Source organism: Mycobacterium ahvazicum, from assembly GCF_900176255.2.
Classification (GTDB): Bacteria; Actinomycetota; Actinomycetes; order Mycobacteriales; family Mycobacteriaceae; genus Mycobacterium; species Mycobacterium ahvazicum.
On the sequence record NZ_FXEG02000002.1, the window covers coordinates 1,540,874 to 1,562,220 of the forward strand.

Annotated in this window: 27 protein-coding genes; 11 read left to right on the top strand and 16 right to left on the bottom strand. The window is 66.5% G+C overall.

All coding sequences use genetic code 11. From position 1 onward, the window contains the following. Nucleotides 1–8 precede the first annotated feature (8 nt). Entirely contained in the window at nucleotides 9–710 is a 702-nt protein-coding gene (gene lexA / locus MAAFP003_RS09470) for a transcriptional repressor LexA (RefSeq protein ID WP_096286370.1), read from the bottom strand. Nucleotides 711–1,002: 292 nt separating this feature from the next. Between lexA and MAAFP003_RS09475 the strand changes: the two genes are divergently transcribed. The 3 genes from MAAFP003_RS09475 (at nucleotide 1,003) to MAAFP003_RS09485 (ending at nucleotide 2,624) form a co-directional block, all read left to right on the top strand. Then, complete coding sequence (locus MAAFP003_RS09475; protein WP_096286372.1) at nucleotides 1,003–1,512, top strand: LysM peptidoglycan-binding domain-containing protein; 510 nt, start codon at nucleotides 1,003–1,005, stop codon at nucleotides 1,510–1,512. 156 nt (nucleotides 1,513–1,668) lie between these two features. Further along, nucleotides 1,669–2,133, top strand: a complete 465-nt coding sequence (gene nrdR, locus MAAFP003_RS09480) for a transcriptional regulator NrdR (protein ID WP_096286374.1) — start codon at nucleotides 1,669–1,671, stop codon at nucleotides 2,131–2,133. A 5-nt stretch (nucleotides 2,134–2,138) separates the two neighbouring features. Next, nucleotides 2,139–2,624 carry a peroxynitrite isomerase gene (locus MAAFP003_RS09485; RefSeq protein WP_096286376.1) on the top strand — a complete coding sequence of 162 codons (486 nt, stop codon included), beginning with the start codon at nucleotides 2,139–2,141 and terminating at the stop codon, nucleotides 2,622–2,624. Nucleotides 2,625–2,627: 3 nt separating this feature from the next. Here MAAFP003_RS09485 and MAAFP003_RS09490 read toward each other — a convergent pair whose 3' ends face one another. From MAAFP003_RS09490 to MAAFP003_RS09500, 3 genes are read right to left on the bottom strand one after another with little or no spacing between them, the layout of a single operon-like run. Then, nucleotides 2,628–3,314 (bottom strand): PhzF family phenazine biosynthesis protein, encoded by a 687-nt coding sequence (locus MAAFP003_RS09490; RefSeq protein ID WP_096286378.1) that lies wholly within the window; start codon nucleotides 3,312–3,314, stop codon nucleotides 2,628–2,630. Nucleotides 3,315–3,348: 34 nt separating this feature from the next. Then, nucleotides 3,349–4,380, bottom strand: a complete 1,032-nt coding sequence (locus MAAFP003_RS09495; RefSeq protein WP_096291011.1) for an alpha/beta fold hydrolase — start codon at nucleotides 4,378–4,380, stop codon at nucleotides 3,349–3,351. Nucleotides 4,381–4,415: 35 nt separating this feature from the next. Then, a complete protein-coding gene (locus tag MAAFP003_RS09500) occupies nucleotides 4,416–5,390 on the bottom strand; it encodes a proteasome assembly chaperone family protein (protein WP_096286380.1) in 975 nt (324 codons plus the stop codon). Nucleotides 5,391–5,595: 205 nt separating this feature from the next. On the opposite strand from MAAFP003_RS09500, the gene MAAFP003_RS09505 reads away from it, so the two are divergent. Beyond that, the gene (locus MAAFP003_RS09505; RefSeq protein WP_096286382.1) at nucleotides 5,596–6,417 is read left to right on the top strand and encodes a trypsin-like serine peptidase; all 822 of its coding nucleotides are present in this window, start codon (nucleotides 5,596–5,598) and stop codon (nucleotides 6,415–6,417) included. Here the strand turns inward: MAAFP003_RS09505 and sthA are convergent, their stop codons facing one another. Further along, nucleotides 6,418–7,824, bottom strand: coding sequence for a Si-specific NAD(P)(+) transhydrogenase (gene sthA / locus MAAFP003_RS09510; protein ID WP_096291012.1), 1,407 nt, complete (start codon nucleotides 7,822–7,824; stop codon nucleotides 6,418–6,420). Nucleotides 7,825–7,937: 113 nt separating this feature from the next. Between sthA and MAAFP003_RS09515 the strand changes: the two genes are divergently transcribed. Beyond that, nucleotides 7,938–8,996, top strand: a complete 1,059-nt coding sequence (locus tag MAAFP003_RS09515; protein ID WP_096286384.1) for a DUF4192 domain-containing protein — start codon at nucleotides 7,938–7,940, stop codon at nucleotides 8,994–8,996. A 7-nt stretch (nucleotides 8,997–9,003) separates the two neighbouring features. Here the strand turns inward: MAAFP003_RS09515 and MAAFP003_RS09520 are convergent, their stop codons facing one another. From MAAFP003_RS09520 to MAAFP003_RS09530, 3 genes are all read right to left on the bottom strand, one after another. After that, complete coding sequence (locus MAAFP003_RS09520; protein WP_096286386.1) at nucleotides 9,004–9,693, bottom strand: iron-dependent transcriptional repressor DtxR; 690 nt, start codon at nucleotides 9,691–9,693, stop codon at nucleotides 9,004–9,006. Nucleotides 9,694–9,830: 137 nt separating this feature from the next. Next, a complete protein-coding gene (sigB, locus tag MAAFP003_RS09525) occupies nucleotides 9,831–10,793 on the bottom strand; it encodes a sigma-70 family RNA polymerase sigma factor SigB (protein WP_090601317.1) in 963 nt (320 codons plus the stop codon). A gap of 149 nt (nucleotides 10,794–10,942) precedes the next feature. Next, complete coding sequence (locus MAAFP003_RS09530; RefSeq protein WP_096286388.1) at nucleotides 10,943–11,404, bottom strand: DUF3099 domain-containing protein; 462 nt, start codon at nucleotides 11,402–11,404, stop codon at nucleotides 10,943–10,945. Nucleotides 11,405–11,449: 45 nt separating this feature from the next. On the opposite strand from MAAFP003_RS09530, the gene MAAFP003_RS09535 reads away from it, so the two are divergent. After that, entirely contained in the window at nucleotides 11,450–11,689 is a 240-nt protein-coding gene (locus tag MAAFP003_RS09535) for a DUF3039 domain-containing protein (protein ID WP_096286390.1), read from the top strand. Here MAAFP003_RS09535 and MAAFP003_RS09540 read toward each other — a convergent pair whose 3' ends face one another. Together MAAFP003_RS09540 and MAAFP003_RS09545 are read right to left on the bottom strand one after the other, a co-directional pair. After that, nucleotides 11,690–12,694 (bottom strand): YihY/virulence factor BrkB family protein, encoded by a 1,005-nt coding sequence (locus MAAFP003_RS09540; protein WP_096286392.1) that lies wholly within the window; start codon nucleotides 12,692–12,694, stop codon nucleotides 11,690–11,692. Between the two features lie 65 nt (nucleotides 12,695–12,759). Beyond that, nucleotides 12,760–12,948 carry a DUF7455 domain-containing protein gene (locus MAAFP003_RS09545; protein ID WP_090608725.1) on the bottom strand — a complete coding sequence of 63 codons (189 nt, stop codon included), beginning with the start codon at nucleotides 12,946–12,948 and terminating at the stop codon, nucleotides 12,760–12,762. A 134-nt stretch (nucleotides 12,949–13,082) separates the two neighbouring features. Here MAAFP003_RS09545 and MAAFP003_RS09550 point away from each other — a divergent pair, with 134 nt between their 5' ends. Further along, nucleotides 13,083–13,469 (top strand): DUF952 domain-containing protein, encoded by a 387-nt coding sequence (locus tag MAAFP003_RS09550; RefSeq protein ID WP_096286394.1) that lies wholly within the window; start codon nucleotides 13,083–13,085, stop codon nucleotides 13,467–13,469. Here the strand turns inward: MAAFP003_RS09550 and MAAFP003_RS09555 are convergent. The 4 genes from MAAFP003_RS09555 to ppgK form a co-directional block, all read right to left on the bottom strand. Beyond that, nucleotides 13,442–13,831, bottom strand: coding sequence for a RidA family protein (locus tag MAAFP003_RS09555; RefSeq protein WP_096286396.1), 390 nt, complete (start codon nucleotides 13,829–13,831; stop codon nucleotides 13,442–13,444). The two genes, MAAFP003_RS09550 and MAAFP003_RS09555, sit on opposite strands and share 28 nt — an antisense overlap. A gap of 69 nt (nucleotides 13,832–13,900) precedes the next feature. After that, entirely contained in the window at nucleotides 13,901–14,761 is an 861-nt protein-coding gene (locus MAAFP003_RS09560) for a DUF4436 family protein (RefSeq protein WP_165796340.1), read from the bottom strand. A gap of 69 nt (nucleotides 14,762–14,830) precedes the next feature. Next, nucleotides 14,831–16,357, bottom strand: a complete 1,527-nt coding sequence (locus MAAFP003_RS09565; RefSeq protein ID WP_096291013.1) for an RNA polymerase sigma factor — start codon at nucleotides 16,355–16,357, stop codon at nucleotides 14,831–14,833. Between the two features lie 177 nt (nucleotides 16,358–16,534). Further along, on the bottom strand, nucleotides 16,535–17,344 hold the full coding sequence (gene ppgK / locus MAAFP003_RS09570; protein WP_096286400.1) for a polyphosphate--glucose phosphotransferase: 810 nt from the start codon (nucleotides 17,342–17,344) through the stop codon (nucleotides 16,535–16,537). A 126-nt stretch (nucleotides 17,345–17,470) separates the two neighbouring features. Between ppgK and MAAFP003_RS09575 the strand changes: the two genes are divergently transcribed. Then, nucleotides 17,471–18,340 (top strand): inositol monophosphatase family protein, encoded by an 870-nt coding sequence (locus MAAFP003_RS09575; protein WP_096286402.1) that lies wholly within the window; start codon nucleotides 17,471–17,473, stop codon nucleotides 18,338–18,340. 1 nt (nucleotide 18,341) lies between these two features. Here the strand turns inward: MAAFP003_RS09575 and cei are convergent, their stop codons facing one another. Next, nucleotides 18,342–18,995: an envelope integrity protein Cei gene (gene cei, locus MAAFP003_RS09580; protein WP_096286404.1), complete on the bottom strand. Its 654-nt coding sequence runs from the start codon at nucleotides 18,993–18,995 to the stop codon at nucleotides 18,342–18,344. Nucleotides 18,996–19,177: 182 nt separating this feature from the next. On the opposite strand from cei, the gene MAAFP003_RS09585 reads away from it, so the two are divergent. Beyond that, entirely contained in the window at nucleotides 19,178–19,480 is a 303-nt protein-coding gene (locus MAAFP003_RS09585; RefSeq protein WP_007774871.1) for a DUF4193 domain-containing protein, read from the top strand. Nucleotides 19,481–19,489: 9 nt separating this feature from the next. Here MAAFP003_RS09585 and MAAFP003_RS09590 read toward each other — a convergent pair whose 3' ends face one another. Beyond that, complete coding sequence (locus MAAFP003_RS09590) at nucleotides 19,490–19,969, bottom strand: DUF3093 domain-containing protein (protein ID WP_096286406.1); 480 nt, start codon at nucleotides 19,967–19,969, stop codon at nucleotides 19,490–19,492. A gap of 48 nt (nucleotides 19,970–20,017) precedes the next feature. Here MAAFP003_RS09590 and dut point away from each other — a divergent pair, with 48 nt between their 5' ends. Continuing rightward, on the top strand, nucleotides 20,018–20,470 hold the full coding sequence (gene dut, locus MAAFP003_RS09595; protein WP_096286408.1) for a dUTP diphosphatase: 453 nt from the start codon (nucleotides 20,018–20,020) through the stop codon (nucleotides 20,468–20,470). A 71-nt stretch (nucleotides 20,471–20,541) separates the two neighbouring features. Continuing rightward, a complete protein-coding gene (locus MAAFP003_RS09600) occupies nucleotides 20,542–21,300 on the top strand; it encodes a DUF3710 domain-containing protein (RefSeq protein ID WP_096286410.1) in 759 nt (252 codons plus the stop codon). The last annotated feature ends 47 nt before the right edge of the window (nucleotides 21,301–21,347 follow it).

The following is a 21,347-nucleotide window of genomic DNA, read 5'->3' on the forward strand; positions in this document are numbered from 1 at the left end:
GCACGGCGCTATACCTTGCGGATCACCGTCACGACCTTGCCGAGCACGGTCGCGTCATTACCGGGGATGGGATCGAACGCCGGGTTGTGCGGCATCAGCCACACCTGACCGCCCGCGCGCTTGAACGTCTTGACGGTGGCCTCACCGTCGAGCATGGCGGCGACGATGTCGCCGTTGTCGGCGACATTCTGCTGCCGCACCACCACCCAGTCGCCGTCGCAGATCGCGGCTTCGACCATCGAGTCGCCGACCACCTTGAGCAAGAACAGCGTGCCCTCGCCGACCAGCTCGCGGGGGAGTGGGAAGACGTCCTCGACGGCTTCCTCGGCCAGGATCGGTCCACCGGCCGCGATGCGCCCGAGCACGGGGACGAACGTGGGTTCCGGTAACGCGTCCGACCCGGCGACCTCGGTGGCCGGCGCGGCCGCCACCGCGTCGTCGGCGCCGCGGACGTCGACGGCCCGGGGGCGGTTCGGGTCCCGGCGCAGATATCCCTTGCGTTCGAGGGTGCGCAGCTGGTGGGCCACCGAAGAGGTCGATGTCAGGCCGACGGCGTCGCCGATCTCCCTGATGCTCGGCGGGTAACCACGGGTGGTCACCGACTCCCGGATGACATTCAAGATGGTGCGTTGCCGCTGGGTAAGCGATGAATCCACGGAACGCGTGCGGCCGTCCGGGCCGGTTGCCGAGGTGTCGTTGCTGTCGCTCATGGCACTGAATGTAGCCTCCCTGACCCGAAGAATCAAACATGTGTTCGACTGGCGTGTCATGGCAAGCACATGGTGGCTAAAGACCCTAGAACGGCCGAATCACACGTGTGTAACTTTTGCGTAGACCGGGTACCTGTGCTGCATGGAAGGGACGGCGACCGGCAGAAGTTGTCGGTGGCGGGGTCTAGCGTTTGGCCCGTGCGACACGCTTCGCTCAAATGTTCGGATTTCGAACACACGAGCGATAGTGTCGAACACACGAGCGAGGATTCGACGACCGGAGGAACGCACCATGACGCTCATGCATACAGTCTCGCCGCGGACCAGCACCATGCGGCGCCCCAGCGATGGGCTCGTCGCGCGGCCTCGCTATGACGTCGCACGGCCCCGCTACGAGCAGGAGCGCGTGCTGCGGTCGCGCCGGTCGGTGCAGGCCCGGCCGGCGGGAGCGCCGATGCGCTACCGCGGTACCGGTGTCGCGGTGTCGCAAGCACCGCATCGCCGCCGCCCGGTCACGCTGGGGACGACGGTGGGTCTGGCCCTGATGGCCGGCGTCATCACGCTGTGGTTGGGCCTGGTCGCGAATCTCGGTCAGATCGCCAACGGCGACTCCGCGGCTGCTCCTGTTCCGGACCGGCTGTCGGTCGTGCAGGTCGAGCCGGGCGAATCGCTTCAGGATGTAGCGCACCGGGTCGCGCCGGAAGCGCCGGCCCGCCAGGTCGCCGACCGCATCCGCGAACTCAACAACCTGAGCTCCCCGGCGCTGGCTGCCGGCCAGACCCTGATCGCGCCGGTCGGCTGACCGTAGCCGCGTATCGCGAAAACCGCTCTACGCCAAGGCTCCTCGGTCCTGCCGTCAGTGACGGCGCATGCGTCGTGGCTACATTGGCCCGCCCGGGGAGCGCACGGGTACGCTCGGAGTGTTCTTCCGAGATGCCGGCACAGCGAAGGAGCGGTCATGCACTGCCCGTTCTGTCGCCATCCCGACTCCCGGGTGATCGACTCCCGGGAAACCGATGAAGGCCAAGCCATTCGGCGCCGCCGATCCTGCCCGGAGTGCGGACGCCGGTTCACCACCGTGGAAACCGCGATCCTGGCCGTCGTCAAACGCAGCGGTGTCACCGAGCCGTTCAGCCGCGAAAAGGTCATCAAAGGTGTGCGGCGCGCCTGCCAGGGCCGCCAGGTCGACGAGGACGCGCTGAATCTACTGGCTCAGCAGGTGGAAGACACCGTCCGCGCCGCCGGATCGCCGGAGGTTCCCAGCCACGAGGTCGGCTTGGCGATCCTCGGCCCGTTGCGTGACCTGGATGAGGTGGCCTATCTGCGGTTCGCCTCGGTATACCGGTCCTTTTCGTCGGCCGACGATTTCGAGCGCGAGATCGCCGCGCTCCGCAAGCACCGCCAAGTATCGACACCGAGTTGACCGCGATGCCCCCGGACCTGCATCCGGATCTCGAGGCGCTCGCGCCGCTGCTCGGCACCTGGGCCGGCCGCGGTTCCGGCGAATACCCGACCATCCAGCCCTTCGACTATCTCGAGGAAATCGTGTTTTCCCATGTGGGGAAACCGTTTCTGGCATACGGGCAAAAGACCAAAGGGGCCGACGACGGCAAGCCGATGCATGCCGAGACCGGCTACCTTCGGGTGCCGCGGCCCGGCCACGTCGAGATGGTGCTGGCCCACCCCAGCGGCGTGACCGAAATCGAGGTCGGGTCCTACCGGGTGACCGGCGGCGTCATCGAAATCGAGTTGGCCACCACGTCGGTCGGATTGACCCCGACCGCCAAAGAGGTTTCCGCGTTAGGCCGAACCGTGCGAATCGACGGCGACCAGCTCTCCTACTCGGTGCGGATGGGTGCGGTCGGGCAGCCCCTGCAGCATCATCTGTCCGCGGAGCTGCACCGCAAGTCCTGAATCTCAGTCGAGTTGCGTCACACCGTCGTTGACGACGCGGCCGGCAACGCGGGCCCAGCCCTCGGGGTTCCACGACGTTTCCAGCATCGATCCCTTGCCCTGGATGATGCTCAGGTCGCGGCAGAGATGGCCGGTGATCCGCATGGCCGCCGAGCCGGTCGCTTCGTCTTCTGGCACACCGAGATTCGCGACGAACATCCGGGAACGCACAACCCCGGCGGACTGATCGATCCAGGCCCACAGGTAATGCGCGGAGTCGTCGGGAAATTCGCTGGTGTCGGCAGCGAGGACCTGGTCAACGGACTCGAATTCGTGGAAGCCCACCTCCGGGCCCCATTCCGGGCGGGCGCGCACACCCACCACGTCGTCCTCGTAGTGCACCCCCACGATGCCGGCCGGCACCGCAAGCGTGTTGACCGGCGTACCGTTCGCGCGCAGCCACCATGCCGCCCCGACGGTCGGGTGCCCGGCGAACGGAATCTCGGTGCGCGGCGTGTAGATCGTGGTACGGGCGGTGGTGGCTCCGGCCGGCGGTAGATCGACGAATACCGTTTCGCTGTAACCCAATTGGGTGGCCAGCTGCTGGCGACCGGCGGGCGCGACCTGACCGGCGTCGACAACGCCCAACGGATTACCGAAGTTGCCGTCTCGGTCGGTGAAGACGCGCAACACCGTCACGTCGATGCCCATGGCCCGACTGTACGGGCCCGGTCAAACGAATTGTCTACGTCGCGCTGCGCTCGTCGGAACCCATCGCGTTGAGCACAGCGACGCGGGTGTCGGCCGGGCCGGTGACCGTGCGCTCACCGCTGCCGGTGCGCAGCAGCTCGCGCAGCGCGGTTTGGTCGTATTCGGCGGGTGCGGTGGTGTCGATGAAGCGCTGGACGACGTCGATGAAACGGGCCGGGTCTTCGTGGAACGGGAAGTGGCCGGAACCCTGGAAGATCTCCAGGCGCGAGCCGGGCATTGCGGCGTGTGCCATCCAGGCATGGCGGACGGGAACCACCACATCCTTAGTGCCCCAGACGATCTGCACCGGGATGGCCTCGGTCAAATAACATCGGTCCAGGAACGTGACGATCTGCCCGCGCCAGTCGACCACGGCCCGCAGAGTCCGGCTGAAGGCCGATGAGGCCGTCGGCTCGGGCAAGTCGTCCAGGATGCGCAACACGTTCGGAAGATCGCGGCCCAAGCCGGTCGATCCGATCGCCAGGCCCGCCAGCCGCCCCGCCAGCTGGACTGCCGGCAACACCAGGGGCAGCCGCAGCAGTGCCAACGCCTCCGTCCCGATCGGCAGCGAAGCCAACCGGAAGGCGACGTTGACGTCCTTGGTGACACCGCCCGCGGCAACCAGGATGAGCCGCTCGACCAAATGTGGGAACTGGTAAGCGAATTGCATCGCCACCCCGCCGCCGAGGGAGTGACCGACGATGGTCACGCGCTCGATATCGAGCACGGACAGCAAGTCGCGCATTCCGTTGGCGTAGCCGGCCACCGAGTAGTCCGCGCGAGGTTTGTCGGACCGTCCGTGCCCCAGCAGGTCGGGGGCGATCACCGTGAACCGCTGAGCGAGCTTGGCCTGCACGGTGTTCCACGTCGTGGAGTTGTCACCGATGCCGTGAATCAACAGAATCGCCGGCCCGGAGCCGGCGATACGAAAGGCACGTTTGTATCCGTGGATGGTGCGGAACTCGAGCCTGGGAGTCGTCACTTCGCGCACTGGACGAAGATTGCTCTTGCGCTTCCGCTCAGTCATCTCGCCCACCCTTGTTGTCGCGCCCCGCAGGGCGGTTAAGCCGGGTTGTCGTCGTCGCGCTTCTTCTCCGCCTGTTGGGCTAGGAATCGCTCGAACTCGGCACCAAGTTCGTCGCCGCTAGGAAGGTCCTCGTCGCGCGTTAGTAACGACCTGTTTTCCTGAGCGTCGATGAAGGCATCGTACTGGCGCTCGAGTGCGGCCACCACTTGAGCGACCTCGGCGCTCGCCTCGACCTGCTCGTCGATCTTGCCCCGGATCTCGGCGGCCGCCTCGGTCAGCGCCGACAGCGGCAGCTCCAGCGACCCGGTCTTGGCGACCTGCTCGAGCAGCGCCTGCGCGGCGGCGGGATAGTCGGTCTGCGTCAGGTAATGCGGAACGTGAACCGTGAATCCGACCACCTCGTGCCCGTGCTGTGCCAATCGGTATTCCAGCAGGTTCGACGCACTGCCCGGGACCTGGATCTCGGAGATCCACGGCTGGAAATCGGTGATCAACTCGCGGTTGTTGGAGTGCGCGGTCATCGTGATGGGCCGCGTGTGTGGGACCGCCATCGGGACGGTGCCCAGGCCGATGGTTTGGCGCACGCCCAGCCGTTCGGCCAGCAGACGCACCGCGGTGATGAAGCGCTCCCATTTGAGATCCGGTTCCATCCCGGCGAGCAGCAGAAACGGGGTGCCGACGCTGTCGCGCAGTGCGAACAGGCTCAGCTCCGGGTCGTCGTAGTTGGTGAAATGGTCGGTCTTGAAGGTCATCAGCGGCCGTCGCGACCGGTAGTCCAGCAGTTCGTCGATCGCGAAAGACGCGACCAGCTCGGTGTCCAGGGTTTCCTTCAGGTGGGTGGCGGCCAGCCGTATCGCGTGGCCGGCGTCCGAGAACCCCTCCAAAGCGTGCACCAGCACCGGGCCGCGGCCGTCCGAGGTCACCAACTGCGGCGCCGGGAACTCCAGCTCGTACATGCCGGGTTGCCCTGGCTGGTAGTAGAGATCGTCGTCGTTGCGCTCGTTGGACATCGTTGCCTCCTCCCGGGGGTTTCTCCAGGGTGCCCTACCCAGTGTCTCCCGAATCAACAGGCACTGTTACTCGAAACGGGATGACGCGTGAACGTAATCCGGATGGAACAATGCCGCCCGATCGGTTTAGTCCAGCAAATCTACAACCGCGGCGCCAAGCGTGGAATTCCGCTTCCACCGCTGTGGTCGGGCATGATGGGGATCGATGCGCGTCCGGATGTTGCTGCTATGCCCACTGGTCGGCCTGGCGACGTTACTGGCGTCGTGCGGGCGTCCGGTGCTGCATGTGTCGTTGCCCACTACCACGCAGGCACCGAAAACGAGTAAGACCGTCCAGCGTCTCAGCCAGCCCGAGCCGGGCGCGGTTGCGGCCCCGGTGGATCCGGACCGGCGGGTGGGAGCAATCTTCCTGGACGGCAGCACCCAGCATGTGTGCACGGGTTCGGTACTGCATTCCGCGACCGGCAACCTGGTGCTGACCGCCGCGCACTGCCTGGCCGGAGCTGCCCAGATCACCTTCGTGCCCGGTTTGTCCGGCGATGGGGTGCCACCCGATCTCTGGACGGCCGACAACGTCTACCTGGATCCGCGCTGGGTTGCTAGCAAAGACCCGCACGCCGACTACGCGATCGCGCGGGTCAACAGCGACCATGGCGGATCGGTGGAGGCGCGGGCCGGCTTGGCGCTGACCCTGGGCACCGCACCACCGCCCAGCAGCCGCGTCACCGTGGTGGGCTATCCCTCCGGCGTCGGCGGCTCGCCGATCGGCTGTCAGGGCAGCACAGCGGTGACCGACACCGGATATCCCTCGTTGGTATGCCAGGGGCTCGTCGGCGGTACCAGCGGGGCCCCCTGGGTCAGCGGCACGACGGTCGTCGGGCTGATCGGTGGACTCGAACGCGGGGGATGCGCCGAGAACGTGTCCTACTCCGCGCCGTTCGACGACCACATCGCCCAGTTGCTGACCCGCGCGGAAGCCGGCGGCCCGGGCGATCCGATACCCGTGGACTTGGACGACACCTGCTAGTCAGCGGCGGAATTGGTTGAGCGCGCGCACCTTGTTCATCACGTCCAGTGCCGCCACCTTGTACGCCTCGGAGAATGTCGGGTAGTTGAACACCGCGTCGACCAGGTATTCGACGGTGCCCCCGCACCCCATCACGGCCTGCCCGATGTGCACCATCTCAGTCGCACTGGTGCCGAAGATGTGCACCCCGAGCAGCTTGAGGTCTTCGGTGGACACCAGCAGCTTGAGCATGCCGTAGGAGTCGCCGGCGATCTGGCCGCGGGCCAGCTCGCGATAGCGGGCCATGCCCACCTCGTAGGGGATCGAGGCCTTGGTCAGTTCCACCTCGGTGGCCCCGACGTAGGAGACCTCGGGAATGGAGTAGATGCCGATCGGCTGCAGCTCGGTGATGCCTTCGGTCGGCTCCCCGAATGCGTGGTAGGCGGCTAGGCGCCCCTGCTCCATCGAGGTCGCGGCCAGGGCCGGGAAGCCGATGACGTCGCCGACGGCGTAGATGTGGGGCACCTTGGTCTGGAAGAAGTCGTCGACGAAGATGCGGCCGCGGTTGTCGGCCTCCAGCTCCGCGTTGTGCAGATCGAGGTGGTCGGTCTGCCCTTGGCGCCCGGCGGAATACATCACCGTCTCGGCCGGAATCTGCTTGCCGCTGGCCAAGGTGGTGATGGTGCCGGCCGAGCCGACGTCGACCGCGGTCACTTCCTCGCCGAACCGGAACGTCACCGCGAGGTCGCGCAGGTGGAACTTCAGCGCCTCGATGACCTCGGGGTCGCAGAAGTCCAACATGTCGCTGCGCTTTTCGACGACGGTGACCTTGGTGCCCAGTGCGGCGAACATCGACGCGTACTCGATACCGATCACCCCGGCGCCGACGACCACCATCGAGGTGGGCAACGTCTTGAGATCCAGGATCCCGTCGGAGTCGAGCACGCGGTCTTCGTCGAACTCGACTCCGGACGGTCGTGCCGGCCTGGTGCCGGTGGCGATCACGACGTATTTGCCACTGATGGTGAGCTTTTCGCGCCGGGACGGGTCTTCGACCTCGATGGTGTGCGGGTCGATGAAGCGTCCGTGCCCGATCAGTAGGTCGATCCGGTTGCGCATCAGTTGGTTACGTACGACGTCGACTTCCTTGCCGATCACGTGCTGGGTGCGAGCCAGCAGGTCGGCGGGGGTGATCTTTTCCTTGACGCGATAGCTCGCACCGTAGAGTTCGCGCTGGCTCATGCCGGTGAGGTAGAGCACCGCTTCGCGCAACGTCTTTGACGGGATCGTGCCGGTCTGCACGCACACGCCGCCCAGCATCTGGCCGCGTTCGATGATCGCCACCGATTTGCCGAGCTTGGCCGAGGCGATGGCGGCCTTCTGGCCGCCCGGCCCCGAGCCGATCACGACCATGTCGTATTCCTGCATCGATCCCATGAGATAGACGATAGAGCCCACAGTCGAGACTTTCTCCACAGACGGATCGCTCGATCGCGTTGCGCGAGCGCCGTCTGACGGTGGCGGCCAGCAGCGTTGGCCTCATGTCACCGCTCACACCCGATTTTGAACTGAACCGTCCCGGCGCACTGATTGCGGCGCTACCGGCCGTTCTCGGCTTCGTTCCGGAGAATTCATTGGTCTTGGTGTCGTTGGATCGCGGCGAGCTCGGCGCCGTGCTGCGCGTCGATCTCTCCGGCGAGCTCGCCGGCCGGACCGGGCATCTGGCCGAGGTTGCCGCCGCGGCGGCGCCCGAGGCCGCGATCGCCGTGATCGTCAACGACGAGGGCGCCCATTGCCCGCAGTGCAACGACGAATACCGGCAGCTCTGCGCAATGCTCGCAGAAGTGTTGTTGGAGAACAACATTGAGCTTTTGGCGGCGCATGTGGTGGATCGGGTGGCCCGTGGCGGCCATTGGCATTGCGTCGACGAGTGCGGCGCGGGCGGCGCGGTGGACGATCCGTCCGCGTCGCCCCTGGCCGCCGCGGCGGTGCTGGAAGGCCGACGGTTGTATGCGCGTCGCGCCGACCTGCAGGCCGTCATCGCCGTCGACGATCCGGACCGCAGCGCCGCGCTGGCCGGACGGCTGCAACGCCAGTCCGCACGGCGTGCGGCGGCCCATCGAAAGGATCCCGCCGGATGCGCCCGCCGAGACGTCAAACGGGCGATCGCCGCGGCGTCTCGCGTCTGCGGCGGTCAATCGCTGTCCGACACCGAGCTGGCCGCGCTGGGCTGCGCGCTGGACGACGCCCAGGTGCGCGACACGTTGTACGCCCTCGCGGTGGGCGAGAAGGCCGGGGAAGCCGAGACGTTGTGGGCATCGCTGGCCCGCGCCCTGCCCGCGCCGTGGCGGGTCGAAGCGCTGGTGTTGCTCGCGTTCAGTGCCTACGTCCGCGGGGATGGCCCGCTGGCCGGGGTGTCGCTGGAGGCCGCGCTGCGCTGCGATCCGGAACATCGAATGGCGGGCATGCTCGATACGGCGTTGCAGTCGGGGCTGCGGCCGGAACAGATCCGCGAACTCGCGGCGAGCGGCTACCGGCTGGCCAAGCGGCTCGGGGTACGGCTACCGCCGCGACGGGCATCTGGGCGCTGTGCCGGATAGCGGCGAGTCAGACCTTTTCGACCTTGACGGCGTGCGCCATCTCGTGGGGCAGGGTGACGTTCTCATGGCCGGGTATCAGGATGGTGACCCCGGCGGGCCCGGTTTCCACGGTGACGCGCGCATTCGGCACGACACCGGCGTCCTTGAGCCGTGCGATCAGATCGATGTCGCCCTGGACATGTTCGGTGAGCTGACGGACGACGACCGCGACCGGCGATCCCGCCGGCAACTCGGTCAGCCGGACCAGATTGACGTCGTCGGCGCCGGAATCGGGGCCGACGCCCAGGTCCAGCAAACCGGGAATCGGGTTGCCGAACGGGGAGGTGGTGGGATTGTTGAGCACCTTGACCAGCCGGCGCTCGACGTCCTCGCTCATCACGTGCTCCCACCGGCACGCCTCGGCGTGCACTTCTTCCCATGGCAGACCGATGACGTCGACGAGCAGTCGTTCGGCGAGCCGGTGCTTGCGCATCACGGAAATGGCCAGGGCCCGGCCTTTGTCGGTGAGTTCCAGGTGCCGATCACCGGCCACGTGGAGCAGTCCGTCGCGCTCCATCCGGGAGACGGTCTGGCTGACGGTCGGCCCACTCTGGTCGAGCCGTTCGGCGATCCTGGCGCGCAGCGGCGTTACGCCCTCTTCCTCGAGGTCGTAGATGGTCCGCAGGTACATCTCGGTGGTATCAACCAGGTCGTTCATTCAGCACCCTCCATTGACGCCGAGTCTACTTGGCCAGCTGCCGAAATGGGTTCAACGCTTCCCCTCGGCAAGCAAGTATGCCCGCCGCGATTTCGCGGCGGGCATACTGTCGGCGCTAGCTGGCGAAGTGGGGTACCTCAGCTCGCGTATGAGCGCAGCCGATCGGCGCGCTCTCCGTTGCGCAGCTTGGCCATCACGTCGCGCTCGATCTGGCGGACCCGCTCACGGGACAGACCGAACAGCTTGCCGATCTGGTCCAGCGTCCGCGGCTGGCCGTCGTCGAGACCGAAACGCAGCCGGATCACCTGGTGCTCGCGCTCGTCGAGAGTCGCCAGCACACTGCGGATGTCGGTGTGCAGCAGCTCGGCGATCACCGCGTTCTCCGCGGACATCGCCTCGGCGTCCTCGATGAAATCGCCCAGCGGCGCTTCTTCTTCGGAACCGACGGGCATGTCCAGGCTTACCGGGTCGCGGCTGTGCTCGAGCAGATCGTTGATCTTCTCGACCGGGATTCCGGACTCGGTGGCCAGTTCCTCGTCGGTCGCCTCGCGTCCGAGGTTCTGGTGCATCTCCCGCTTGATCCGGGCCAGCTTGTTGACCTGTTCGACGAGGTGAACGGGCAGCCGGATGGTGCGGCTCTGGTCGGCCATCCCGCGGGTAATGGCCTGGCGGATCCACCACGTGGCATACGTCGAGAACTTGAATCCCTTTGTGTAGTCGAACTTTTCCATCGCGCGGATGAGTCCGAGGTTGCCCTCCTGGATTAGGTCGAGCAACGGCATCCCCCGGCCGGTGTAGCGCTTGGCCAGTGAGACCACCAGGCGCAGGTTCGCTTCCAGCAGGTGACGACGCGCCGCCTGGCCATCACGTACGACGACGGCAAGATCGCGTTTGCGGTTCTCGCCGAGGCGCTTCCGCGTCGCGAGCAGATGCTCGGCATACAGTCCGGCCTCGATGCGCTTCGCCAGTTCGACTTCGTCCGCGGCGGTCAACAACGCCGTCTTCCCGATGCCGTTCAGATATACGCGCACGAGGTCCGCTGCAGGGCTCTGAGCATCAAGATCGCTGGTGTCGATCCTGCCTGTGATGGCATTCGCCATGGCGGCCTCCCGATTGGCTTGTAGCTGTCATGGTGTTAAACGACAGATCAGCCCTGAGAGTTCCCGCGCCGCCGTCATCTCACACGCTTTGACGTGCACAAATGTGCCGCCGACCTGAGAATGTCCTGAGAAGAGTGCTCAGAACCCGGTTACCCGGAACCGGCGCCGTATCCGTGCCCGGGGTGGTACCCGCGGCCCGGGTTGTATTCCGCCCCCGGGGAACCGGGTTGCGGCGGCGCGGGCCGCCGCGCCTCGAGCGCGGGCCGCTCGGCCGTCGGGAACAACGGAGTGCGCCGCGCGGCATCGTCGAACCGCCGAGGCTCGTCCTTGGCGCGCGGCGGCCGATCGTTGGCGATCAGCACCGCCATCCAGGGCAGCGGGATGGACGCGGCCACGATCGCCAGCGAGATCAGTCCGTTGTGCCACGCGCCGTAGGCGAAAGCGGCCAGCAGCAGCGCGGGAATCCGGAAAGCCATCAGCGTCAGATACTTACGCACCCGGGCGCGATGCTGTTGTTCATACGAAGGCTCGGCGGCGGTAATCAGCACCGGCCGACCGTCGTCATCGAACCCCAAATCCGGGCCGCGCTTCATTCCTCCACTGTCCCACATCCCGCCGATTCCGGTCAGGGCGCATCGGCAGGCACAATGTGAGGTATGCAGACCCAGACGATCGAGCGCACCGACACCGACGAACGCGTCGACGACGGGACCGGCAGCGACACCCCCAAGTACTTCCACTACGTCAAGAAGGACAAGATCGCCGAGAGTGCGGTCATGGGTAACCACGTGGTCGCGTTGTGCGGTGAGGTTTTCCCCGTCACGCGGGCGGCCAAGCCGGGTTCACCGGTCTGCCCGGATTGCAAGAAAATCTACGAGCAGCTCAAGAAGGGCTGATCAGGTCGGACGTTTGGACGGCTCGCCGGCGCGGTCCTGGGTCGCCGGATTGGTCGTCACCGGATTCGACAGCGCCTCCGCCGTCCGCTTCAAAGCGGGCGAACGCGACAACAACCAGTTGCGCAGCCGGTGGGCGTGCGTGCGCGGCGCGGGGAATTCCTCCTGGATCGCGGCATTGAGCTCGGCGCCGAGCATGATCGCGAAGCCGCCGAAGAAGGCGAACAACAGGAACGCGATCGGCGTGGACAGCGCGCCGTAGGTGTAGCCGGTGCTGGTGATCCAGCCCAGGTAGATCCGCAGGCCCAGCGTCGCGATCACGAACACGGCGGTGGCCAGGACGGCGCCGTAGAGCAGGCGGTGCGTCGGCAGGGGTTCCGGCAGTGAGACCCGGTACAAGACGACGACACCCAGGATCAGCCCGAGGATCAGCGCGGGGTAGTAGCCGTAGCGCAGCACGTTGGCCAGGGCGTCCGGGATGTGTTCGGACACCGTGCGCGGGCCGACCACGAGGACCGGCGCGGCCAGCACGGCGCACACCAGCCCGACCACGTAGAGGAACAGCGCGAACAGCCGCTGGCGCACCGGGTGGCGCAGCGGTGTCTGGTCGTGCGCCTCGACGACGGAATCGACGAACGCCGAGATCGCCGACGACCCCGCCCACAATGACAGCAAGAAGCCGAGCGAGACCACCTCACCGCGAGCGTGCGCGGTGATGTCCCGAACGGTGGGCTCGATGATCTCGTTGACGACGCTGGACGAGAACAGATTGTGTGCCGCCGAGATGGCGCTCTTCTCGATGCTGGGCAGCGCGTCCGGCCCGAACAGCGGAGCCACGTAGGCCAAGCTGCCCAGCATTCCCAGCAGTAGCGGAGGCGTCGAGAGCGCCGACCAGAAGCCCGCTTGCGCGGACTCGGCAAAGATGGAATCGTCCCAGCTTTTTCCGAGGGTCCTCAACGTGATTCGCCAAATGTGATGGCGCGACGGTCTTACGGTCTGATCGCTCATATCGGTCCAGCATTACCGATCAGGTCGCCCACACCTCACATTGTGAATGGGCGAGTTCGCTGGACCTAGCTACCGCTAACCTCCAGCACGGCGGCGAGCTCGACAAGCTTCGCCTCGTGCTCGTTGGCGTGGTGCTGGCAGAAGAGAAGCTCGGCTCCCGACGGCAGCTTGGCGCGTACGCGAGCTGCGGCACCGCAGCGGTCGCAGCGGTCAGCTCTAGTCAGCTCGGCGGTTGTCGTCAGAGTTGCGTTCATTGGCTTCTCCTTCTCGTTCCTTCACTGTCTCAGACGTTCGGCGTTTTTGCGTTGTTCCCCGATCGTTATCGGGTGTGTCGTTTCTCACGGGCTGTAAACGTTTGGTTTCGTGGGTTCTTCTAGGGTTAACGACTGTGACGTTCGGTCCTGACCTGCTTGTACACCTGTGCGGAGCCGATGAGTGGTCCGACGCGCGGAGCCGGGGGGAAATCCGCCCCGACACCGCCGCCGGCGCCGAATTCATCCACCTGTCGGCGCCCGCGCAGGTCCACCTGCCCGCCAATCGGCTCTTCCGCGGACGCCAGGATTTGGTGCTGCTGCACATCGACCCCGCTTTGCTGGATGCGCCCGTGCGGTGGGAGCCAGGTGTGCCAACGGATCCGGAGGCGATGCTGTTCCCGCACCTGTACGGACCGCTGCCCATTGCCGCAGTGACAAGCGTCACCGCTTACTCGCCCGGGGACGACGGCATATTCCCGCCGATCGCGGGACCTCAGGACCCGTCTGAAGGTTCCAGGTAGGCGTCGGCCTCGATCTCCACCAGCAGCCCGGGTGCGATCAGCGCGGAGACTTCGACCATGGTCGCCACCGGCCGAATCTCGGAGAACACCCGCGCATGCACCGCGGCAACCTCGCGCCACCGGGAAATGTCGGTGACATAGATCCGGGTGCGGACCACATCGGTCAGCGACGCGCCGGCTTCGTGCAGTGCAATCTCGATGCGGCGCAAGGCGTCTTGGGCTTGGGCGCCGATGTCGTTTGCGGGTCCGGCGCCGGTGGTGCCGGCGACCGTCACGCAGGGACCTACTCGTACCGCACGCGAATAACCCACCGTCGCTTCGAATTCGGATCCGGACGAGACGAGCTTGCGGGTGGCTGTCATGAGGTCACCGTAAGCCCGCGCGCGAGCTCGTGCTGGTCCGATCGCGAAAATAGCTGCAGCACAAGCGATTCAGTCGCGGCGGATGCGGACAACGAGCATCGCGACCACGCAGAGTCCGAGTACCAATTCACACCAGAAGAAGGACAGGTAATCGGTGAGTGCGCCAACGGCCGGTGCGTTGGGCATCGAGTTGCGCACTGCCGAAAACGAAAACAGCAGAACGCCCAGGAATGAGATAAGTGTGCCGTCGATCGGTCGATCGCTGCGAATCTGGTTGGCTACGAGCAGCATTGCCAGGATCGTCAACGTCCACATCAGCAAGATGATGAATACCGCGAAAATCCATGTCGAAGGCGCGCGCGTCACGCTGATCGTCAGGTCGTTGCCCTCGTTCGGTTCCCGCGGCGGGTTGCCGATGCTGATGCTGTAGCCGTGCACCGACCCGCCGGCGAGCAGCACGGTCGGGACCGGGGTGCCATCGCTGGTCAGGATGCGAACGCTGAATAGCGAGGTATAGCGGTCGAACGGGTACTGGCTGACGTCGCCGGTTTCCAGCGCGACGGGCAGTGTTTGCGCCGTCATCAGCCCGCCTGCGGCGAACGATTCGTCAACCAGGCCCGCGCCCCCGACCGCGACGACCCGCACATTACTGGCCAAGAACACGCCGTCCTGCGCGAAGCGTCCTCTCGGCTCGAATTGCAGGCCGACCACCAACTGATTGTCGGTGGGGCTGATCTTTTGGATGTCGGCATGTATGCGGATGCCGTCGCTCAGGTTCCTGTCGCCGTTGACCCCCGTCGCGTGGCCGGCCTTCTCGTAGGACACCGCGGTGATGGTCAGGACAGCCAGGAACGCGGCTATGGCGAGCAGTAAGAGCGGACGCCGGTTGTGCACTGCCGGAACATTTTTGAAGTCCGTGCCCGCCGCCACGCCCACACCGTAAACGAGCGGACCCGACCGGGCGGGTCGACGGTTGAACGCCGGCTGAACAGCTGGGGGCTAGTCGAGGTAGTCGCGCAGGACCTGGGAACGGCTGGGGTGGCGCAACTTCGACATGGTCTTGGATTCGATCTGGCGGATGCGCTCGCGGGTCACGCCGTAGACCTGACCGATCTCGTCCAGGGTGCGAGGCTGGCCGTCGGTGAGCCCGAAGCGCAGTCGTACTACGCCGGCTTCGCGCTCCGAGAGCGTCTCGAGCACCGACTGCAACTGGTCCTGCAGCAACGTGAACGACACCGCGTCGACGGCCACGACCGCTTCGCTGTCCTCGATGAAGTCGCCGAGCTGGCTGTCGCCCTCGTCGCCGATCGTCTGGTCCAGCGAGATGGGTTCACGCGCGTACTGCTGGATCTCCAGCACCTTCTCCGGCGTGATGTCCATTTCCTTGGCCAGCTCCTCAGGCGTGGGCTCGCGGCCCAGATCCTGCAGCAGCTCGCGCTGAATGCGGCCCAGCTTGTTGATCACCTCGACCATGTGCACCGGGATGCGGATGGTGCGGGCCTGGTCGGCCATCGCCCGGGTGATCGCCTGGCGAATCCACCACGTGGCGTACGTGGAGAACTTGTAACCCTTGGTGTAGTCGAACTTCTCGACCGCGCGGATCAGGCCCAGGTTTCCTTCCTGGATCAGGTCGAGGAAGGCCATGCCGCGGCCCGTGTAGCGCTTGGCCAGCGAGACCACCAGTCGCAGGTTGGCTTCCAGCAGATGGTTTTTCGCACGATCGCCGTCGCGGCAGATCCACATCATGTCGCGGCGCTGGGCGGCGGGCAGCTTGTCGCCGCGCTCGACCAGCTCGGCCATCAGCTGCGTGGCGTACAGACCGGCTTCGATCCGCTTGGCGAGCTCGACCTCTTCCTCGGCGTTGAGCAGTGCCACCTTGCCGATTTGCTTGAGGTAGGCGCGAACCGAGTCCGCGGAGGCGGTGAGCTCGGCGTCCTTGCGGGCCTGCCGCAACGCCTCGGATTCGTCTTCGTCCCAGACGAAATCACCGGACGCCTTGTCCTTTTCGGACGGCTCGGCGATCTCCTCGTCCTCGTCGGCCGGCTTCTTGGCCGCCGCCGGCTTCACGACTGTGACAACCTCTTCGGCTTCGTCCCCCTCGCCGTCGGCGGTGTCGTCGTCCGCCTCGGCCTCGTCGCCGGCGACGTCATCCTCGAGGTCGTCGAGGCTGAGGTCACCCTCGAGGTCGAGGTCCTCGCCTTCGAGGTCGGGCTCGCCGTCGAGCTCCTCGGCGGTCTCGTCGACGCTCTCCACGTTCTCGTCGTCGCCGGCGTCTTTGGCCGCGGCCTTGGTGCCGCGTCCGGCCGGCGCCTTGCCCGTGGCGGGCTTGACGGGGGTGCGGGGTTTCTTCTCGATGGTCGCCTCAGTGTCGTCGGCGGGTTTGGTGGCCCGAGGTGCGGTCTTTGTCGCGCGTTTTGCCGGTGCGGAGCCGTTGGCGGCCTTTGCCGCGGGCCGCTTGGCGGGAGTCTTCGTGGCGGTGCGCTTCACCGGCTCATCGGTTTCCGCGCTGGTCTTGGTCGCTGCCACGTACACCCCTTCGGTTGGACTCACTTTCGGTGGGTTTGGGCATGGTCAACCGAAAGTGTCTGCTATGTCGAATGTCGGCGTTGGTATGAGCGTGACTGCTCGCACGCTTTCTGTCGGGCGGTCGCCGTGGACCATTGTAACGACAGTGCGCGCTCGTACCGCCCTAGCGGGGAAAATTCAGTGCGTTACGTCCGCGGTGGAGGCCATCGCGGCGCCCACAATTCCGGCGGTATTGAGCAATGCCGCGGCCACCACCGGGGTCCGGTTTTTGAGCAGCGGCACCCACTCGTCGGCCTTTCGGCTGATCCCACCGCCGGCGATGATCAGGTCGGGCCAGATCGCGTTCTCGATCGCGATCAGCACCCTGGTCACCTCTTTGGTCCAGCGCGGGTAGCTCCACTTGTTCTTGTCTTTTACCGACGACGCCGCGCGTTTCTCGGCCTCTTTGCCGCCCACTTCGAGATGGCCGAATTCGGTGTTGGGAATCAGCTTTCCGTTGTGGATCAGGGCCGATCCGATCCCCGTTCCAAAGGTGAGCAACACGACCAGTCCGGACTTGCCCTTGCCGGCCCCGTAGCGCTCCTCGGCGAGCCCGGCGGCGTCGGCATCGTTGAGCACCGTGACGTCCTGGCCGTCCAGCTTGGAGCTGATCACGTCGCGCGCGTTGGTCCCGATCCAGGCGCGGTCCACGTTCGCGGCGGTCTGGACGATGCCATTGGTGACGACGCCCGGGTAGGTCACCCCGAGCGGACCCGTCCAGCCGAATTCGTTGACGACCTTGGCGATGGTCTTGGCGACGGCCGCCGGGGTGGCGGGTTGCGGTGTCAGCAGTTTGACCCGGTCGCCGATCAGCAGTCCCGTGCCCAGGTCGACGATTCCGCCTTTGATTCCGCTGCCGCCGACGTCGATGCCGAATCCACGGCGCTGCGGCGTGCCGGAGGCTGCCTCGGTGCCCGGTACATCCGTGGCCGAGTCGGTGCTGGTCATCGAATCTCCTTGGCGAGATTTGGGATCGTTCACACCTTAGCTGGCCACGCCGCGGTTGCGGTCGGGCAATCCGATCGGGGTGCCGTCGGTCTGCGGCGCGGTGGCCGACTGTGTTGCGATGGACCCGTGACGCGATCCGAGCCCGCGCAGCTGCGCGCAGTAGCCGAAACGCTGGCCGCCGAAGCCGCCGAGTTCGTCAGGTCTCGCCGCGCCGAGGTGTTCGGCGCCCACGCCGGCGGGACCGACAGCGGCGCGGTGCGGTCCAAGAGCACACCGACCGATCCGGTCACGGTGGTCGACACCGAGACCGAACGACTGCTGCGCGACCGGTTGGCCGAATTACGGCCTGGCGACCCGATTCTCGGGGAAGAGGGCGGCGGGCCGACCGAACAGGAAGCGGCGTCCGACGATGCGGTCACCTGGGTGCTCGACCCGATCGACGGCACGGTGAATTTCGTCTACGGCATCCCGGCCTACGCGGTGTCGGTCGGCGCGCAGATCAACGGCGTGTCGGTGGCCGGCGCGGTCGCCGACGTCGTGGCCGGCCGGGTCTATTCCGCGGCACAAGGCCTTGGTGCGTACGTCATTGACGCGCAGGGGACGCATCCGCTGCGGTGCGCCGACGTCGACGATCTGTCGATGGCCTTGTTGGGCACGGGGTTTGGGTATTCGATCGGGCGCCGCACCACTCAGGCCGCGCTGTTGGCCAAGATGCTGCCGTTGGTGCGCGATGTGCGCCGCGTCGGATCCGCCGCCCTGGATCTGTGCATGGTCGCGGCGGGACGGCTGGACGCCTACTACGAGCACGGACTGCAGGTGTGGGATCGCGCCGCGGGTGGGCTGATCGCGGCCGAGGCCGGGGCGCGGGTGTTGGTGCCGCCGCACGCGCCGCCTGGATCGGCGGCGGGGCTGGTGGTGGCGGCCGCCCCGGGAATCGCCGACGCGCTGCTGGCGGCGCTCGACAGGTTCGACGGGTTAGCGCCGATCGCCGATTGAGTCAGCAGCTGCTGGCGTGAATCTTGGACAACAGCGAGGGATCTGACGATCCGGTCGCACCGGGACGCAGGCTGGCCAGTACCGAGTCGATGTCGTCGTTGTGCGCCAGCGCGGTGAATTCCGTGCCGATCGCGAGGTCGACGGAATCGTCGGCGCGGTTGTCGTTCAACAGCTCGCTGCAGGGGGCGACCAGCCACACCGCGGCGGCCGTGGACCCGCCGGCCGTGCCGAACCGGATCTGGCTCTGGCAGTTCAGCCGGGCGCCGGCGTAGATCGGGTCGTTGGCCGCGGTCGGCTGCGCGAACCCCAGATCTTTCATCGCGCCGGCGACATCGGCGGCCTGGCCGCCGCGGCCGCTGGCGTTGAGCACGCGAACCTTGGTGTCGGCGAGTTTGGCGGGCGGCACGTCGGCCATCGCACTGCGCGACATTTGCTCGCCGAGTTGGGCCGGCGCCGATCCGTTGGCCGGCGCCGGGGGCGGGTTGCACACCTCGGCTTCGCGAACCTTGGCCGGTCGCGTCAGCGCCACCGTCCACGCGACCCCGGTCACCAACACCAGGAAAACCAGCACGACAATCGCGGGTCGGGGATTGCGTCGCCGAAAGGGCCTACCGTGCTTGTCGAAGGCTGTACCCTCGGTGATTTGTGCGACCACAGCTGCACTCTAGCCGCACACCAAATCCACTGTTTAACGGCGAATATGAGGGTTAATTCGGGGGTGTGAGGTAAATCACAACCCATCCGACCGCGTTGCGGGCACGAATCGTTTGGTGGATGCGTTCGACGCTGGTACAAAGCGTTGCTTGAGGTAACGCAGGCATGTGAGGGGATTGGACGATGCCTACCGACTATGACGCTCCACGGCGTACCGAAACCGACGACGTTTCGGAGGACTCGCTGGAGGAGCTCAAGGCACGGCGGAACGAGGCCGCGTCGGCTGTTGTCGACGTGGACGAATCCGAGACCGCCGAGAATTTCGAACTGCCTGGCGCTGACTTGTCTGGCGAGGAGCTGTCGGTTCGGGTCATTCCGAAACAAGCCGACGAGTTCACCTGCTCGAGCTGCTTTCTGGTGCAGCACCGCAGTCGACTTGCCAGCGAGAAGAACGGCGTGATGATCTGCACCGACTGCGCAGCCTGATCGCTGCACCTAGCGTGTCAGTGCCGACAGCACCCGTTCCGGGTGACGGCAGCTCACCATCCAGTACGGCGTCGGGTCGTCTGGATCGTCGAGGACGAGCAAAATCATCGGTCCGACCCATGCGCGATGCACGACATACGCCGCGGGGTCGAGCTGACGTCCCAGGGCCGCCGACTTCGCCGTCGGCGCTATCTCCGCGGATCGGGCGATCACGGTGACCGGGAGGTGGGCTTCCCCGGCCCATAGCTGCGCCACACCGTCTGGGCCGGCGGTGACCCGGATTTCGACGCGGCCCAGCCACAGCAGCGCGCCGATGGCCACGATGTACAACACCACGAACGGCAACCAGTCAGGGAGCGCTTTGACACCCAGATTGACCTCGACGGCGATCAGCGTCGCCAGCGCGAAGGCCGGTGGCCACCACCACCACGGGACCCACAGCCTTTCGCGATATCGCACGCTGTGCGGCGCGACGCGCGTACTCGACACGCGGTCAAGGGTAGTCTGTGGCCCCGTGTCGACCAGTCTGGCGTTGAAATGAAAGTTGTCCGCCTCGACCCCGAACTCCCGCTGCCCAGTCGTGCCCACGACGGCGACGCGGGGGTTGATCTGTTCAGCGCAGAAGACGTCACGCTGGGCCCGGGGCAACGCGCCCTGGTCCGTACCGGCGTGGCGGTCGCTATCCCGTTCGGGATGGTCGGCCTGGTGCACCCCCGCTCGGGATTGGCTGCGCGGGTTGGACTTTCGATCGTCAACAGTCCGGGAACGATCGATGCCGGCTATCGCGGAGAGGTCAAGATCTCGCTGATCAATCTCGACCCGGCCGAGCCGATCGTGGTGCACCGCGGCGACCGCATCGCCCAGTTGCTGGTGCAGCGGGTCGAGTTAGTCGAGCTGGTCGAGGTCGCGTCGTTCGACGAGGCCGGGCTGGCCGAAACATCCCGTGGCGATGGTGGTCACGGTTCCTCCGGCGGACATGCGAGTTTGTGATGCGCTGGCGACGATGCAGCGGGGGTACCTCCCGCTCGCGGGGGACGAAGCGATGAGGAGGAGCGGCGCCGATGGCTGCACTTGGTAGATCAGGTAAGGACGACAGCGACGAGTCGGGGGCCGAGGCCACCGCCGCCGACCCGGTCGACGACGAGTTCGAGGACGAGCTGGATGGTCCGTTCGACATCGACGACTTCGACGACCCGTCGGTCGCGGAGCTGGCCCGGCTCGATCTGGGCTCGGTGCTCATCCCGATGCCCGAAGCCGGCCAGCTGCAGGTCGAGCTGACCGAGACCGGCGTCCCGAGCGCGGTGTGGGTCGTCACGCCCAACGGCCGGTTCACGATCGCCGCTTACGCCGCGCCCAAGACCGGCGGCTTGTGGCGCGAGGTGGCCGGCGAGCTCGCCGACTCGCTGCGCAAGGACTCGGCCCAAGTCAGCATCAAGGACGGCCCGTGGGGCCGCGAGGTGGTCGGTACCGCGTCGGGGGTGGTGCGCTTCATCGGCGTCGACGGCTACCGCTGGATGATCCGCTGCGTCATCAACGGCCCGCACGAAACCATCGAGGCACTCGAGCAGGAGGCACGTTCGGCGTTGGCGGACACCGTGGTTCGCCGCGGCGACACCCCGCTGCCGGTGCGCACGCCGCTGGCCGTCAACCTTCCCGAACCGATGGCCGAGCAACTGCGTCAGGCCGCCCTGCAGCAGGCCGAGGCGGCGCAGCAGGCCGCCGAACAAACCGGTGCGCAAGCGCCGCCCAACGATCCGTCCGCGCGCCGCAGCGCGGACGGCTCGGCCATGCAGCAGCTGCGCACCACCACCGGCGGCTAACCGGCCCGAAACGGCCATCCTTGCCTCGCGTGCGAATCCACTCGGCC